We start from the raw sequence: 16,800 nt of genomic DNA, 5'->3' as shown, positions 1-16,800 counted from the left end.
TGCCATGTGTCAAAGTAAGCGCCGAAAGCCTGACGCCGAGTTATGGCCCCGCCAGTTCCTTGATCCTTCGATACAGCGTTGCCCGGGACATGCCCAGATCCTTGGCAACCTGTGTTGCCGGTTCACCACCCTGGACCAGCTTGGCGGCAGTGCGGATTTGGGAGTCGGTGAAGGTGGGTCGCCGGCCGCCGAGGTCGCCGCCGGTGGTCCGGCGTTTGGTGACGGAGTCGGTGATCCGTTCGCGTTTGATTTCCAGCTCCATTTGGGCCAGTGCGGCCATGACGGTGAAGACCATGGCACCCATGGGGGTTTTGGTGTCCACGTCGCCGCCGCCGAGGTTCAACACACGCAACCCGATGTTGCGTTCTCGGAGGTCTTCGGCCAGGTCGAGCATCTTCTGGGTGGACCGGCCGAGCCGGTCCAGGGTGGTGATCACCAACGTGTCGCCAGCGTGGAGCGCGTGGAGCGCGTTGGCCAGCCCCGGCCTGGTGGCCAGTGCGCCGGAGAGTCCGTGGTCGATATAGAGGTCATCGCGGCGCACGCCGGCCGCGAGCAGGTCCTGGACCTGCCGGTCGGTGTCCTGGACTTTGGTGGATACGCGGGCGTATCCGATCAGCTTGGTCATGGATCCTCGAAAAGTGTCTCGCAACTCAGGTTGTTGACACGATTCTATGACATTACTTGCGAGACATGGTTATGAGAATCCAAAAGTATTGATATTTCAACGATTCCGATTCGGCGAGAAGGGCTCTGATGAGACGTCTTGCAACCCATGAGTTGCAAGACATCCCAAAGTCAGTTCCAACGATATCAAGAGAGCTCAGAAAGACGCTGATAAGCACTGAGCCCTATAGATGGGTGACCTGGCCACTCTATGGGTGTCCAGTCCAAGGAGTCTTTGTTGGATGAGACAAATGTTCATGTTGAGAGTTTGAGAAGTCTTCTAAGGACCCACACAATCCTGCATAAAGCGCTTAGTGACGCAAACCCGAACCACAGGACTAGTAGTTCCAAGACCCAATTTGAGGTCGAGTGCGCGACGCCTTGAAAGACAAACCCTATGAATGCTGAGATGAACGTTAATGCCAATTTTGGTAGAGCTGCGAGGAAGACTCCTCCGACTCTGATCTTGTCTTCTTTAGGTAAGAGACGATCTAGAGTATTCAACGGCGTCTTCACGAGATTGATCATGATGCTGACGGATGTGAGAGTTAGCCCTGCAGTAGTTCCTGACAGCGTTGCTAGGGTTTGGAAGATAGTCTTCTTGGAATCACGATCCACCTCGTGGAAATAAAGCGGGACGTAGCCGAAATGAGCAGCAAGAGCCCAGATCAGCAAAGGTAAAAGAACGAGATTGTCCAATGCTGGATAACGGACCCAGCTGTAGATTCTGCCGACTAGCCAGGAAGGTTTTCCATATACAGGTGAGGAGTCGTCAGAAGAATTCATGTCAGGACCTTGACGTGCGTGGGTTGAAGTCTCCGAGCGTCACTGATGCAGAGTTGGTGGGTGGCACAGTGCGCTCCAAAAATTCGCGAGACTTGTCTGCGGCAGAGGACAGAACTTGCTTTGCATACTCAACGGCCTTTTCTGGGTCATTGATCCTCTCTGAATCCACTTCGACTCGTTCGACAAATTTATCGTTGATTAGATCGATGAATTGCGGCTGTCCGTTGTGCACTCCTGAAACTCTCGCCGTTTTGAGAACACCAATGCCTGTTGCCTCGCGAAGATGGCTCACCAGTTCCTTGAGCCGATTGCTGAAGGATTCTTTGTAGCTGGCACCACCGCTTCTACCAACCGATAAGCCAATGCGGATTACGCCTTCGTGGGTCAGCGTGCTCGCGCCATCTAAGGCTTGGACCCAGTCCCCACCAATTAGATCTCGATCAATATTTTCGGCGGGGATAGCTAGCTCAATTTGAGTCAGCCTCATTTCCTGGAGGATACGATCCATATCGTGTCTGAGCACTGGCTGGAGCGAAACTGAAGTCGCGAACTTGATCTGGAGGTATTCGGAGAGTCTTTGCGCGTGCGGCCCGTGGCCCCCCACGAGAACGGCAACGACATTATTCGGGAGGAATGAAAAATAGGTCGGTTCCAACAGCCCTTCATCGGAGCCTAGCGGAATTCTTGATCTTTGGCCTTGCGAGTTTCCAACGCTTGGAAAGTTTTCACGACGGACCTTGTCCAGCAAGACCGTTGGTAGTGGTCGATTTCCACCTGCATGGGCCAAGACCATCATTCCGTTCCGGCATTCGAGATGTCTATCCATTCCCCGGTTTTCTGCCTGCTCTAGTAACGTTACTAGAGCATTGGCAGGGAAGGTTCCTGGTAGTTCTTCGCCTGCGCCGTTTACGATGCGCCAAAACTGTACATTGCGGTTCAAAGGTCCCCCATGGGTCTTGCACTAATTGCTCGAAGCTTTCGTCGCCAGCGAATACTGGGCCTACATGGAGATTATCCGAGTTGCCGGTGTACCTGGTAACGGACCCTGTGCTCCCTTAGCGTCGGATTTTTACCAAGGGCCCAAAGCGACTTTTTGAGAAGGCGCGAATCAGTCGAATCTTGATTCTGTGCCGGGATCTGGGGTCACGCAACTGCCAGGTGCTGCTTCGGCAGAGGCCCCACTCCCAATGGCCTATTTCCGTGGCAGGCGCAGCCGTCAGGTTGAGGTGTAACCCCGGCATCAGGAAGTTGGCGAACGGCTGTCTGGTTTGGATCTCATTATGGTTCTACTTTCGGTCTATGTGCAGGGGCACTGAGGCAAACGGGGCATGTGCGGGTACCAGAGACGATATAGATAAACAGACTCTATTCCATCCGCCAGTCCGGGGATTGGATAAGAATTTGATACCCCAAATAAGCACGCCTACTGTCTAGAATTTGGGAGATCGGATTGCTTGGCGTGATTTATTCTTAGCTGCTTCAAAAAGTTGTTCCACATCGTCCATTGTTTGTTGAAGTACGCTGCCTTTAATCATTCCGTCGAGACTCATTAGGTATTCATATACACGATGATGGATAGCTTCAAAGGCTTCTCCTAGATCATCAGATGCGACGATGGACAGTTCTAAGTTGCGTTCTTGTAAAGTATCAAGAGCCTTGACGATGCCTGTGAAGGCCTCGGCTCCCCGCTGGTCTGATTCCGCGGCTTCCTCCACGTCGATTTCTTCCCAGTCACCTTCTTCGCCACCGGCGGGTCGGGTTCGACCCCCGCCACGCGGCGCATGGATACCAAATTCGGTCAAGGATTCCGTTAGTTTTCTGCATGCGGTCAAGCTATCGAAAGTGGCGCTCATTAGGCGATCGCGAAGATCTTTGTGAAGCTCGCGTTTGTGGGACAACTGGGAGGTTAGCCAGATGCCAGCAATGACGCTAAGTACTGGAAGAACTGTTTTCCAGAACTCACTGTCACTGATAACCGCCGCAAGTGTTTTCCAGACGGGCATGAGATCGATATTGATGAGGGGGTTTGGAGACACAAACTTAATGTTCTGGAATAGGAACGCCCCAGCAATGACTGAGACCGCGACTATGAACGTCAGTCGAATTTTGGGATGAAGGGATAGCCAATTTCTCATTATCAAAACCTATCTTAGAAGAGGTTTTTCATTCAGCGGATCAGCGGGCTGAGGCGGGGTAAGGCCTAGTTCCAAGAGTCCTTTTGAGTAGTTAAGGCGCTATGGATCACTCAACTTTCCAAACCACCGTCCTCCACCTAGAGTCCTTTAATTTGGTATTGTGCGCCAACTTGCTACTGAAAGGAAGCGGGGTTCCAGGTAACGCCTCTTTGACTGCGATAGGAACAGCCCAAGGCACAGGATTGTAGTATCGCAAGCTTGCGTGTCCCTTGTTTTCGGGCTTCTGAAGGGGTCGCATCCTGCGTTGGATGTTGCCGTCCTGCCAAACGGCTGGCATGGTTTTCATCATGAGGTCCATATTTGCGGTGGAACCAGCCAAGACGAGCAAGCATTCTATTGTGGGCGAGTGCTCCTTCACGAAGGCGAGCCGATAGAGGTCCCGAAGAATGTTGTCCCATGTGCAATGGCTTGATCCCGCCCATTTCGCTTCGAGACATGTTCTTCCCTCTTTGGTTTCGCGATGTTCTACATAGAAATCGACCTCGCGAGGTCGCCCCGCTCGCCTTGGGGGTTTGTTGAGGGCCGGGTGAGCGTACCCTCCGTACTGCTTGAAAATTGCAGGGTCGATAATAGCTGTGACTATCTCGTTGATTACGCCGTGAAGGTGATATTCACCGAAACCATGCCCCCGTTCGCAGGCGAAGTCATACTCCAGCCGGGCAGTGATTCCATCTCGCAGACGTTTTCCCATATCATTTCGCACGCAGTAAGCGTAGACCAAGCCGAGGTACAGGGTCGAAATAGCCGCTCAAACGACCTACCTGTGTAGGGGCCACTGAAATAAATCTCGCGTGTCCTATAAAAGGCTTCTCGTGCAGACAGCTTGGTGAAGTGTTGAGAATATGGCCGGTAGCGCTGAGGATATCGGAAGCTGAAAGGTTGTCCTGAAGCTTATGATCTGGACCTCGAAAATAGGACTAGCTAAATAATAATCCCACTTCAGACTGCAGTGCATCCCTAGGGTTGATCGGGCGGCGTATAGACCGACTTGGGGAGAGCCAGCCAGAGAGGACCGGCGGGAGCGTGGGGGAGCTGGTCCAAAGCTTATCGTGTCCGGGCCGTGATTCCAGTGCGCCAGAGACGGTATCTGTGAAGTTGCGATAGCAGTTGGCTTTAGTCAGCGTGTCGTGGAGATTCTGGCATATCCGAGGAGATGTCCCACGGGCTTAGATGTATCAATACTCGTGCGAACGATGGTGGATCGAAACATAGATTTTGGCACTAAGTATTGCGACGATTCCGAGGAAAAATCTGTTGAGTTCTCAACTGTCTAGGATTTTTAGCCAAGCTGACAGATCAGCGTGTCAGAAACGACCGTTTTTGAACGTCGTTTCACTGGGCTTTCGATGAACTCGTCCTTCATCGCGGATCTTTCTACGAAGCTAGGCGAATCGAGCACTTGGTAGTGAATCTTGCAGGCTCACTTGCTTTGTAGCGAGCCTCGGCGCTGGCTGCCCTTGAGGGAGGGGCGTTGCAAAGACTCTCTTTTCCTGTAAGGCTTTGATGGTGACCTCATTCGGCCAAAGTGCACCCGTTCGTTACGAGGAAGCAACAAAGCTTCCCCTCGCCAAGTTGCAGGAGGCCCGCAAGACGCTACGCGAGTTCTTTGATGCCTGGGACGGCTACTGCCGCAGGGCCGAAGTCGGTTTCGAGCCGAGCATGTCTGAGATGGGCGTGCTCACGTGGGTTGCCCGTATTCGACCGTCGGTTCGTGATACGGACATGGAGCGGAAGTTGCGCTACGTTGTCAATGATGTGCGCACGGCATTGGACAATTTGGTGCATGAGATCGGCATGCATGTGGGCGCGGATGAGAAAGTTCTATTCAATAACGCCTTTCCGGTCGTTGCAGAAACGGATTCTTGGAGAAAGGCGGTGAAAGACCGCCTTTCCCAGCTACCTCAGCCTGTCGTCGATCGAATACGTGATGTCCAGCCGTTTGCCCGGCCGCGACGCGGACCATTTCCGAAGCATCCCCTAGCATTATTGTCTGATCTCGATAATGCCAACAAACACCGGGACAGCTTCCAGGTGGGATTGGTTCCGAACCCCGGCCAGATTCGTCAGCTGAGCAGTATCAGCTTTCAACTCCCCGTGGAACTAGCAGCAACGATCACTGCGATGCAACATTCAGAAGAGCAGGTTGACGAGATGATCAAATTTCTTCCTGGACTCGGCCCAGTGCACGACGGTGATCCTGTGTTTGAGATTCGCCTGCCCAATGGCATATCGCCTCCGACCCTCGAAATCAGTCCGCTCGATCTGCCACTCTCGCTCGCGGCGGTGTACGACCAAGAAAGAAGCGGACACTTCCCCATTCGCCCAGTGATCATAGACGCGTACGAATACGTCAGAGACACCGTGCTCTATGTCGCTGGACTAGACACCAAACCGCCCAGGCCTGCCGAGCTGGCTCAAGAGGCGATTAACTGGCCCCGATAAGCGCGATGCTGGAGTTAGTGGACTTGGCGTACGTGACTTCTAAACGGTGATGTTCATCCTCTTTGCTGTCGGAGCAATTCCGACATCCGATCACGAAGGTGCGGTGACGACCGGGCCAGCATGAATCAGCCCTCATCAGTCCCTCTGTTTGAGGTCGTTTACCCGGCTCGAGATAGTTGTCCGCAGGGTGCTTCGTTTGTAGGACGGTTCGTGTCTCAAAAACCAAGGTTTTTGAGACGCCTGAAACAGATCCCGTTACCCCCGTTACCTTTTTAGTAGCCCCGAAATCAGGTAAGACTTGGGGTAGTTGGCCTGTAAGTCCCGGCATGGTTCTTTCCCCCAGTCACCCATGATCCGGGGGGTGCCCCTATGTTAAAAGTCAAGCGTTTTTCGGTACCGGTACGTTATAGAGTGAACCATCTCGGATCATGGCGAACAGTACGGTGAGTCGTCGGTGAGCCAGCGCGATCAAGGCCTGGTTATGACGCTTGCCCTGGGCGCGTTTCCGGTCGTAGTAGTCACGACTGGTCGGGTCGAAGCGGATGGACGCGAACGCTGAAAGGAACAACGCTCGTTTCAGGCGTTTGTTCCCTGAATGGCTGACTCGTTCGGATTTGATCGATGTCCCGGACTGCCTCGTTGTCGGCGCCAGCCCCGCGTAGGAAGACAGTGCTGCGGAGCTGGTGAAGGTTTTGCCGGAGATCTCGGCGATGATGATCGCGGCGGTCCTGACGGCGACCCCTGGCATGGATGTCAGGACCGGGTAAAGAGGGTGGGCCTCCACCATGGCTTCTAAATGGGCGGCCACGTCAGCCCGTTGGGCATGCAAGGAAATCAGTTGCCGGGCCAGGTGTGGAATGACCAGCCCGGCCGCGTCGGTGCCGACCACGGTCACTGTTTGCTCATCGAGCGCTTCCATGATTGCCTCGGCCCAGGCAGTGTGCCGGCGGGCATGGTGCTTCTTGAGCTTCGCATCAATCCGCGCTTTACCAGTGTGCCTCAGTGCGGCTGGCGTGGGCCATGCGGCTAGGACTTCCAAGATCGCGTTGTAGTCCAGCTTGGCACCCAGCAGGCGTTCAAGTGGTGGGTGGATCTGGGTGAACAGGCCGCGGATGCGGTTGCTGGTCTGGGTGATTCGCCGGGCCAGGTCTAGGTCAAAGCCGGTGAGCATTCCCAGCGCTGCTTCTTCCTCGTCAGAGAGCTGAAGGCTGCGTAGGGTGTGCGGCATGGTGCGGGCCGCGTCAGCAATGATGAAGGCATCCTTCTCATCAGTTTTCGCGGTTCCGGGGTACATGTCTGCGATGCGGCGCATGGTCAGACCCGGCAGGTAGGCGACCTGGAGGCCTAGATGCTGGGCGACAGCGACCGCTAGGGCACCGATGGTGGCCGGCTGGTCCACGACCACCAGCACCGTGCCTTTGGCGCTGAGGTTCTGGTAGACCGTGGTGAGTTTGGCTTCGTCGTTGGGCAGGGCCTTGTTCCAGATTTTGGTTCCGTCTTGGGTGACGGCGCAGGCCCAGTGCTCGGTTTTCCCGACGTTCAGGCCGAGGAAGATCTCAACATCCGTGCTGATCATGACTAGTGCTCCTTTGAACTAGTTCCTCTTTCAAAGGTCGACCAACCGTCGGTAGCAAAGTCTTACATCCACGTTATGACAGGCGTCCATTTCCTGGCGCCGCGCCCCTAATTAGCAATCACCTTGCTGCCATCCCAGCCTCGGTGGCAACACCCCCCGGATCATTGGTTAGACAGGGGCAAGACACCATGCCGAGGCTGGTCGGCCGACAGTCCCTATGATCCTCTTATTTGGGACTATCAAAAAGATAACGGGTGTTGCCACCGGGACTCGATAGGCGCCAAGGATATCGCTAATGGGGACCGGACCAGCACCAGCCAACACGGTGCAGGTCAGCCGTAACGTGGATGCCGAGCCTTGCCGCCGAGGAACAAGCCAGCACCGAACTGAACACTATGAATTCTGGGAGGTTTGCGTTGATCACTGACCACGAACAAGTCGATATCTTCATAGGTAGTGACGTCGGCAAGAGCAATCACCACGCGGTCGCCATCGACCGCAAGGGCAAGAAGTTCCTGGACCGGGCCCTGCCCCAAGACGAAGCGAAGATCCGGGCCATCATCCAGGCCGTCAAAGGCAAAGGCACCGTCCTACTGGACGTGGACCAGCCCTCCACCATCGGTGCCCTGCCGGTGGCCGTGGCCCGCACCGAGGGCACACAGGTCGGTTACCTGCCGGGCCTGGCCATGCGCCGCATCGCGGACCTGCACCCCGGCGAGGCCAAGACCGATGACCGTGACGCGGCGATCATCGCCGAAGCAGCCAGGACCCTGCCCCACACCCTGCGTTCCATCGTCCTGGCCGACGAGCAAGCCGCCGAACTGTCCATGCTCTGCGGCTTCGATGACGACCTGGCCAAGCAAGCCACAGCCACCTCGAACCGTATCCGGGGCCTGCTCACCCAGATCCACCCGGCCCTTGAACGCGCCATCGGTGAGCACCTGGACCATCCCGCCATGGCGGAGCTGCTGATCAAGTACCCCTCGCCGCAACAGATCCGCAAGGCCGGACAGGCCCGGGTCGCCACCCTGCTGAGCAAGCACGCGCCCCGGGCGGGCCAGCGCTGGGCCGCGGCCATCTTCACCGCACTGGGCGAGCAAAGCGTGGTGGTTTCGGGTACCGGTGCCGCCGGGATCGTGCTGGGACAACTGGCCGCGATGCTCAAACAGCTACGCACCGCCAGGAACGAGCTGCTAACCCAGGTCGAAGACCTCGTGGAGGCCCACCCTCTTCACCAGGTCCTGACCTCCATGCCGGCCGTGGGTGCCAGGACCGCAGCACGAATCATCACCGAAGTAGCCGGCAAGGAATTCCACAGCTCGGGGCATCTGGCCTCCTACGCCGGGCTCGCGCCGGTCACCTGGCGTTCGGGAACCTCGATCCGCGGCGATCATCCTTCCAGGAAGGGCAATAAGAACCTAAAACGGGCTTTCTTCCTCTCCGCGTTCGCGGCGTTGAAGGACCCGCTTTCCCGGGCCTACTACGACAAGAAACGCGCCGAGGGTAAGAAGCACAACCAGGCGCTCATCGCCCTGGCTAGGCGCCGCTGCGACGTGCTGTTCGCGATGCTCCGCGACGGCACGTTCTACGAGGCACCCTCCCCGAAAACCACCTAACCAACCACCCCAGCCCGTCGACGGCAACAAGCCGCCGACCAGCTAACCCTGCCCAAAAACCGGTCCAGAACCACTTGGAATAAATTTCGACCGAATCCTTGACTTAAAACATAGGAACACCCCCCAAAAAAATACGTGTTCAACTATCCGGCATTGTCATGTGCTCTACTACCAGGTACGTGCGTTGCCCGCAGACGGTTCAGGGCTCATCTCTGTCCGTAAGGAATCCCTCAGGCTCACCACTTTCGGCAACGTCGGAGGGTGGCGGGCTAACTCGGCCGGCAGCAAACTTGCGTCGGTTCGCCCAGCTCAGATCACGTGGATCAACTTGTTGAACTGGTTCGTGGTACCAAGGGTCATCTCCAGGCGGTGCGATTTGGTTGAACGTCTCCTGCTCGAAATCTGGCGAGAGTTGGGAGTCAGACTGGGCACCGGTAATGGTTCGAGCTGATACCAGTCTCGAGGCAAGAAGCGATAAATCCGCTTCTTTCGATTCAATAAGTTTACTTACCCCGGTTCGAAGCTTTTCCGCTTGGTGGCGAAGTACGAAGTGCACCTGATAACCGATCCCAGATCGAGTCTCCGCGTCGTCACCTTGCTTGAGGTGTTCCAGGAAGTCCGCAACAGCATCATCGACCAGCATCCCTGTCATTTTGTCATACCAAGAGGGTTTCTCCGAAGAGTGAATCTCGTCGAGTCTGTACTCTAATAAACTCCATGCTCGGATGCGCAGATACGGGCTGTTAAAATTCCGGAGGATGACCCAAATCCTCTCCGCGGGTGTCTCTTTGTCGATTTCAACGAGCACGTTAGCAATCCAGTTGAGAAGCTGGTCTTGGTCACTAAGAAACCCATTATCGGCCGTCGAAAGCTCGTCCGCAATCGGGGCGAGAACTTCAGTTAATTGGATACGCTGCGCATCCGTAGTTGGTTGGTTTGCTGGGTCGAGGCATTTGCTTAGCACCAGGCTCCGGATTTCGTCTGGTTGTCCGATAAGGAGATCCTTCAACGGAGCGGCATCTCCATCGCTCGCTGAAGTGACCGCCGCCTCAACCTTCCGATCGCTGACATCATGACCGAGGATACCCATCGCGAAATACCGGTCGAAGTATTCCTCGTGCTGGACACTTTGTCGCCTGCGGCTCCCATAAGTCGAGATCGTTCCCTCCTTCGCGATCTTTGGAAACAGTGAGACCAGCAATTTCCGGGCGCTTTGACGGTGCTCATCGGGCACGACCTTGAGTAATGGCTCCACATTAAACCGTTCATATTTCCGTGAATTGCCATCCCACTGCATTACACCGGTGTGGCCCAGGATGAGTTCCTTTCTATACCGGGGGATTGAGTTGAAGAGGGACGGGAAACTGACTCTGATAAGAGTAAGCAGCTGGACGTCCTCATCGTCGACCTCCTCTGGAGGCAGCAGCGGGATGTGATGCCGCAATTGAGCGATATACCGGTCAATGGCCCGCGGGGTCGTCAATAGATCCGTATAAGAGTCGATTAGTCCGCTGCGACGGTAGCCAGACGAACCGTCGTTAGCGGTTTCACGAGAGATGCCCTTAAATCCATTATCCAGTCGCGATATTTGTTGGTGCCGCAACAACGGCGGCACGAATAATGGGTACTGGACAATTTTTTCCATGAATCTTTCGGCCGACCCATCATGCGGATTGACTGCATTTGAGGCCATGCTTCGGTACAGGGTTTCGTCGTCATAAGCGAGCAGGTACTGAACCCCGTCGAACCTTCCTAGCAGCCGAACTACTTTCAAAAGAGCCAGTAACTCATCCCCATGAAGCCGATCAATATCATCGACCACCACCAGGATCGGCATGTTAAGATTCTTCAGTTCCTTTGAAGCCTTGCTAAATGCAGCCTGCCACGAAGGCAACTTAGCTAACGCGTCGCCTGCTAGCCGAACGCCTTCGGCGGCTGCGCTACCCGCATACGGAATGAGGTTCGCTGCGGGTGCAGCGACCGACGCTGTTACAGCAAGCGCCCGTCGCACCTGCCGGCTCTTCTTCTTGGGGAGTACCTCGGCAATGGACGAGTGGAACTCGCCCAATAACCCCACCACATCACTTGTGGCCCAAGGAGTAAACCTGGCTATTCTCCACTCGCTGTGCTTCTTCTGGAGTTCTTCTATGATCATGTTCACCAGTGACGTCTTGCCGCTACCCCAAGGTCCGCTGAGTCCGAAGACTGCGCTGGATTCGAACGAGTGAGTGGAATGAATAAGCTCCGCGGCCCGCTGTGCGTACGGCAGGCGTCCGAGAGTGTCACCCCGACTATCGCGGAGCGCTTCATCTGTCCAGGTGGTGTTCGCCATGCATCAATCATCCTCTAACATCACGTCATGTACCTCGTCGGGGTAATAGGCGCCGCGTTCATTCCCTCACCAGCTGCGTGCTGCACCCGCCAGGACCTCTACTGGCACCAACTCGTACTCGCCAACAATCTACTGTCCAGAGAAACACGTTCCCGCGGTAGCCCCCACCTCCCCAACTCACGAAAATAGCCATCACACCTCTGGCACCGAGGTGCACTACCCGAACGCTGCGCGTTCGCCTCGACATACACAGTTGCCAGTCTCTGCCGATACACGGGTATGGAAACCGTACACCGTTGCCAGGCCTGCAACACACTGTTCCCCGACGGAACGAGCAAGCGCCGCAAGTACTGCAACGACGCCTGCCGGATGCGCCGGGCCCGCACCCAGCAACGAACCACCAAAACCGGCCCCAACAGCACAGACCAGCTCGCCATCCAGAACACCGCGCTTCGTCAACAGGTCTCACGGCTTCAGGCCGAGCTGGCCAAAGTCCATGACCGGGCCATGGGCTACCGCCGAGAAACCCACACCCTACGCCGCGAAACAGACACCATCCTTGACGTCCGCCGGCAATCCCTGCTGCACTTCCACACCCAGCATCAGCAGCTGCGCGCGACCTATCGGCAGGCCCACCTGCTGATCACCAGGCTCGGACAACACCTCGCCCACCTGAGCGGCACAACTCCCCCAGTGACGACAGCCTGGCACGTCACCGAGCACGCGCCAGGTGACATGCTGCGGCGTCCCCTGCCCAGCGACAAGGACAACGCCGCGACACTGACCCATCTTGTCGCGGACACTATGACACAGCTCGACGAGGTGATCGGCTTGTCGCACCACCAGTCCCGCACCCGACGCAACACCCCACCCGGCGGGATGACAACCGGTCCGGCAACACCGACACCCGACAGCGACGTGACCACCCCGCACCCCGAGGCCGAGCAGCTACGCTCCGATCTGGACACCGCCCGGGCGGTCATCGCCAAGCAGCGAGAACAGATGCTCCTGGCCAAGAACGCTCACTCCACACTGCGCGAACACTACGCCCACCAGCGGCAACTGATCGAGCAGCTGATCACCGACCGGGAGCACACCAAGATCATCATCCGGCAATGGCTGATCCTGGCCCGCGAACTCTACCGCCGCACCAGTGGGCGACCGACCGAAAAGCATCACCAAACCATCATCGCCACCTGGCAACAATACGAAACCTGGGCGAAAGCAGGCACCGGATCATGACCGTCAGCATCTCCAAGATGAGCATCGACTACTACCTGACCACCGCCGCCGGCGGCGACGGTGCCGTGATCGGCAACGCCAGGGACCTGACCAGCTACTACACTGAGTCCGAAGACCCACCCGGAACCTGGTTCGGCACCGGGCTCACCGGAACCGGCATCACCCACGGCCAGCAAGTAGAGAAGTGGGCGGCGAAGAAACTCTACGAAGACATGACCGACCCCTACACCGGCAAGAAACTCGGACGACCACCCATCAAGGAACAAAAGACACCGGAAGGCGCGAAAACCCCGAAAGGTGAACTGGCCAAGAACACCCGCAAACCTGTTCACGGATTCGACCTGACCTTCAGCGCCCCCAAATCAGTGTCCACACTGTGGGCCATGGCCGACCCCGAACTCCAGGCACGCATCCACCAAGCCCACAAGGACGCGATCGCAGAAACCCTCACCTGGGCCGAGAAAAACGTCATCCAAACCAGAGCCGGACACGGCGGCGTCGCCCACGTTCCGGTGACGGGCATCGTCGGCAGCCTGTTTGACCATTCCGACTCCCGGGAAGGCGACCCGCAACTGCACAGCCACGCGGTCATCCACAACCGGGTCCAAAGAACCAGTGACGGGCAATGGACCACCATCGACTCCTACACCCTCTACCGGCACGTGGTCGCGATCTCGGAACGCTACAACTCGTTACTCTATGATCGGCTGTTCCAAACCGCAGGGGCGTTAGCCGAAGTCCGCGACGATCACCTGAACCTCACCGCTGACATGCTCACCCAAGCCATCGACCAACACGACCACGACACCGCTTCGGCGCAGTACGAGCCCTACAACGCGCGGGTCGAACTGGTAGGCATCCCCGACGAACTCATCGAAGAATTCTCCACCCGCTCACGCCTGATCGAGCACCGCACCAACGAACTGGTGGCCCAATGGTCCGGAACCACCGGGCAGGACACCCCGCCACGTCATGTCCTGCTGCGCCTACGACAACAAGCCACCCTGGAAACCAGGACCCCCAAAGACACCAGCCGCCCCCTGTCGTTGACGGACAAGATGACCGGGTGGCGTGACCGGGTCCGCGACCTGCACTACGACCCAGCACAGCTGGTGCGTCAAGCGACCGGACATGACGCCCCGGTCATCACCGCCACCATGCTCACCAACACCGCGGTGGAACGCCTGGGACACTGGGTGCTCACCGACGCGGGGATGCGGCGCAGCACCTTCACCCGCGCCAACCTGCTCGCCGGCACCGAACGCATCCTCCGTGCGGTACGCTGCACCAGTGCCACCGACCGCGAAGAACTCGCCAACCGGATCGTGGAAGCGGCCCTCAGCCAAGCGGTCAACCTCACCCCCACCCGCACCAAAACCCCACGCATGGGTATCGACCCGGCAGTCACCCACCGCGGACACTCCATCTTTGAACACAGACCCCACGCCGGCCTCTACACCACCCACCAAGTCATAGACGATGAAAACTTCCTCATGAGCCGCACAGACACCGACACAGCAGCACTCTCCACGGCCGAAATTGGTGACAAGCTCGGTTATCTACGTACGAAAGACGGTTACGCGCTGAGCGCGGATCAACAGGCGGCAGCCACCCAGGTGCTGACCAGCGGTCGAGCCCTGGAGGCAATCATCGGCCCGGCAGGAACCGGCAAGACCACCACGATGAAAGCCATCCGCGACCTCTGGGCAGCAAAGTACGGGACCGGGTCGGTCATTGGGCTGGCCCCCTCTGCCGTCGCGGCCGGGGTACTCGGCGATGAACTCGACTCCCCCACCGACAACACCGCCAAATGGATCTATGAATCCGTTGGCGACGGGGCAGCACGCCGCGTCGCACGAATGCACCAGAAACAAGCCGAACTCGATACCCTCAACCACCGCCTGGGCCAAGCCACCGGCGCCTACAAGGCACGGCTGCTACGGCAGATCGACGCAGTGACCACCAAGCTCGCCGCCGACTATGCGACCCACGCCAACTACAGCATGAAACCCAACCAGCTGGTCATCATCGACGAAGCGTCCATGGTCGGCACCGCCACCCTGGCCGAACTGAACCGTCAAGCCGCCAACGCAGGTGCCAAGGTCCTGCTCGTCGGTGACCCACGCCAGCTGGACTCCATTGACGCCGGAGGATTCCTCGGCTGGATGGAACGCGAAAAGTCTCCCGCTATACTCAACCAGGTCTGGCGATTCCGGGACTGGGGCACGGCTCCGTCCCCGGAGCATTGGGAAGCCAAAGCCTCCCTGAAACTCCGGATCGGCGATGAGAAGGTGTTGGCCACCTACGACAACGAAGGCCGCCTCATCGGAGAGCAAGGCGTCGACGCGGCAGACACCGCCTACCGCGCCTGGATCATAGACACCCTCAACGGGGCCGAGTCGCTCATGATTGGGGCCACCAACGACCAAGTACACGGCCTGAACGCCAAGGCACAGCTCGACCTGGTCGACGCCGGCCACGTGAACCTCGAAACCGTTGTCACGTTGCGTGAGGGAGCAGAAGCCGGCCTCGGGGATGTCATCCTGGCCCGGAAGAACAACCGCAACCTCAGAGACTCCGACGGCGCCTTCATCGCCAACGGAGTGCGCATCCGCATCACCCACATCAACACTGACGGCTCCGCGATGGGGCACCGCACCGACACCGATGCCACCATCAGCCTCGACAAGGAGTACCTGGCCGAATCAGTCGAACTCGGTTATGCCTCCACCGCGCACCGGGCGCAAGGTGTCACCGTTGACACCTGCCACACCATCGCCGACAGCGGTGTCCCCCGCGAATTGTTCTACGTGGCCATGACCCGCGGGAAATACGGAAACTACGCCTACGTCAACATCCCCGACGACCAGGACGACACCCCAGACCACTGGAACATCATGAAGAAGATCCAACCGGAAGCGAAGCTGGAGGTACTTGCCGGGATTCTCCGCAACGAAACCGCCACCAAAACCGCCCACGTAATCCAGAACGCCGAGCACGGATGGGCCAAAGACTACGGACGGATGGCCCACGAGGCAATCTATCTGGCAGATGTCGCCCGCAGCACCCGCACCATCGCCTGGATCACCAAGCACTACGGCGAAGAGCAGCTCACCACACTGCAATCCTGCGAGCAATGGCAATCCCTAGTGCGCGCCGACCCAGCCCACACCATCAAACACGCACCCCAGGTCGAGGACATCACCATCGCCGAACTCCTACTCCACGTCCAAGAACCTCAACAAGCCACCCCGCGTATCGGTGCGATCGTCCCCGACTATGCCCCAGGAAGCGGCCCTCAAGCCGAACTGAAAGTTGATCTCACCAGACGTATGGACGACCGGTTGGATGAAATGACTCGCCAAGCACTCTTCGAGAACCCTGACTGGGTGAAAACCGTCAAGAGCCAATACCCCACCGTCGAGTATGACGCCGTCAGGCTTCACTGCGCTTGGCGTAGCGTCTCAGACCAAGACGACGCAACAAAACCGGTCGGGACAATCCCTGATCAGCAAGGATACAGATACATGCATGGGTTCTACACTCGGTTTCAAACCGAACTGCGCGCCTTGCGACAGAACCCGAGGACGCCTGAACCAGCACACTGTTCTCCGCAGCCAGGATTCGGATCACCCATCATGGTAAAGACAGCTACGCTGTCATCCACTCCCCAACCGTTTTCAACCGAAGGACCTACATCCGAGGCAGGCGCATGGAACCAGCTTCCGAGTGGCGAGTCCTGGGAGTCCTTGTTCACCGACGGGCCACCAATTGGCGAAGAAACATTGGACCCACTCACCCCATTGAGGTGGAGTATCAAACCGCCAATTCACACCCGAGAGGAATCGCTTGCTCGCACTGCCCCGCCTGTGGAAGTAAGCCGACATCAGGAGAACCCAGAATTGAAATGAACTCCAGGACTTTATCTTGACAAGGGTTTCCACAGAG

General features: G+C 57.5%; 9 protein-coding genes. 4 read left to right on the top strand and 5 right to left on the bottom strand.

Translation table 11 applies throughout. From position 1 onward, the window contains the following. Positions 1-40: 40 nt before the first annotated feature. The 3 genes from ACQQZ8_RS04340 to ACQQZ8_RS04330 form a co-directional block, all read right to left on the bottom strand. Positions 41-625, bottom strand: a complete 585-nt coding sequence (locus ACQQZ8_RS04340; protein ID WP_431712133.1) for a recombinase family protein — start codon at positions 623-625, stop codon at positions 41-43. 825 nt (positions 626-1,450) lie between these two features. After that, entirely contained in the window at positions 1,451-2,389 is a 939-nt protein-coding gene (locus tag ACQQZ8_RS04335) for a hypothetical protein (protein ID WP_431711464.1), read from the bottom strand. Between the two features lie 490 nt (positions 2,390-2,879). Next, entirely contained in the window at positions 2,880-3,485 is a 606-nt protein-coding gene (locus tag ACQQZ8_RS04330) for a hypothetical protein (protein ID WP_431711463.1), read from the bottom strand. A 1,662-nt stretch (positions 3,486-5,147) separates the two neighbouring features. Here ACQQZ8_RS04330 and ACQQZ8_RS04325 point away from each other — a divergent pair. Continuing rightward, positions 5,148-6,086, top strand: a complete 939-nt coding sequence (locus tag ACQQZ8_RS04325) for a hypothetical protein (RefSeq protein WP_431711462.1) — start codon at positions 5,148-5,150, stop codon at positions 6,084-6,086. Between the two features lie 379 nt (positions 6,087-6,465). Here ACQQZ8_RS04325 and ACQQZ8_RS04320 read toward each other — a convergent pair whose 3' ends face one another. Continuing rightward, positions 6,466-7,662 (bottom strand): IS110 family transposase, encoded by a 1,197-nt coding sequence (locus ACQQZ8_RS04320; protein ID WP_431711461.1) that lies wholly within the window; start codon positions 7,660-7,662, stop codon positions 6,466-6,468. Between the two features lie 395 nt (positions 7,663-8,057). Here ACQQZ8_RS04320 and ACQQZ8_RS04315 point away from each other — a divergent pair, with 395 nt between their 5' ends. Further along, positions 8,058-9,278 carry an IS110 family transposase gene (locus ACQQZ8_RS04315; RefSeq protein ID WP_431712132.1) on the top strand — a complete coding sequence of 407 codons (1,221 nt, stop codon included), beginning with the start codon at positions 8,058-8,060 and terminating at the stop codon, positions 9,276-9,278. Positions 9,279-9,477: 199 nt separating this feature from the next. On the opposite strand, the gene ACQQZ8_RS04310 is transcribed toward ACQQZ8_RS04315, so the two are convergent. Then, entirely contained in the window at positions 9,478-11,610 is a 2,133-nt protein-coding gene (locus ACQQZ8_RS04310; RefSeq protein WP_431711460.1) for a KAP family NTPase, read from the bottom strand. Between the two features lie 279 nt (positions 11,611-11,889). Between ACQQZ8_RS04310 and ACQQZ8_RS04305 the strand changes: the two genes are divergently transcribed. Together ACQQZ8_RS04305 and mobF are read left to right on the top strand one after the other, a co-directional pair. Further along, positions 11,890-12,852: a hypothetical protein gene (locus ACQQZ8_RS04305; protein WP_431711459.1), complete on the top strand. Its 963-nt coding sequence runs from the start codon at positions 11,890-11,892 to the stop codon at positions 12,850-12,852. Further along, entirely contained in the window at positions 12,849-16,763 is a 3,915-nt protein-coding gene (gene mobF, locus ACQQZ8_RS04300; RefSeq protein ID WP_431711458.1) for a MobF family relaxase, read from the top strand. The genes ACQQZ8_RS04305 and mobF overlap by 4 nt, the downstream gene beginning before the upstream one ends. Positions 16,764-16,800: the final 37 nt, after the last annotated feature.

Origin of the sequence: Glutamicibacter uratoxydans, from assembly GCF_050753455.1 — a bacterium.
Taxonomy (GTDB): Bacteria; Actinomycetota; Actinomycetes; order Actinomycetales; family Micrococcaceae; genus Glutamicibacter; species Glutamicibacter uratoxydans_A.
Note: the sequence above shows the minus strand (reverse complement) of the source record. Positions and strands in the feature narration are given on the sequence as shown.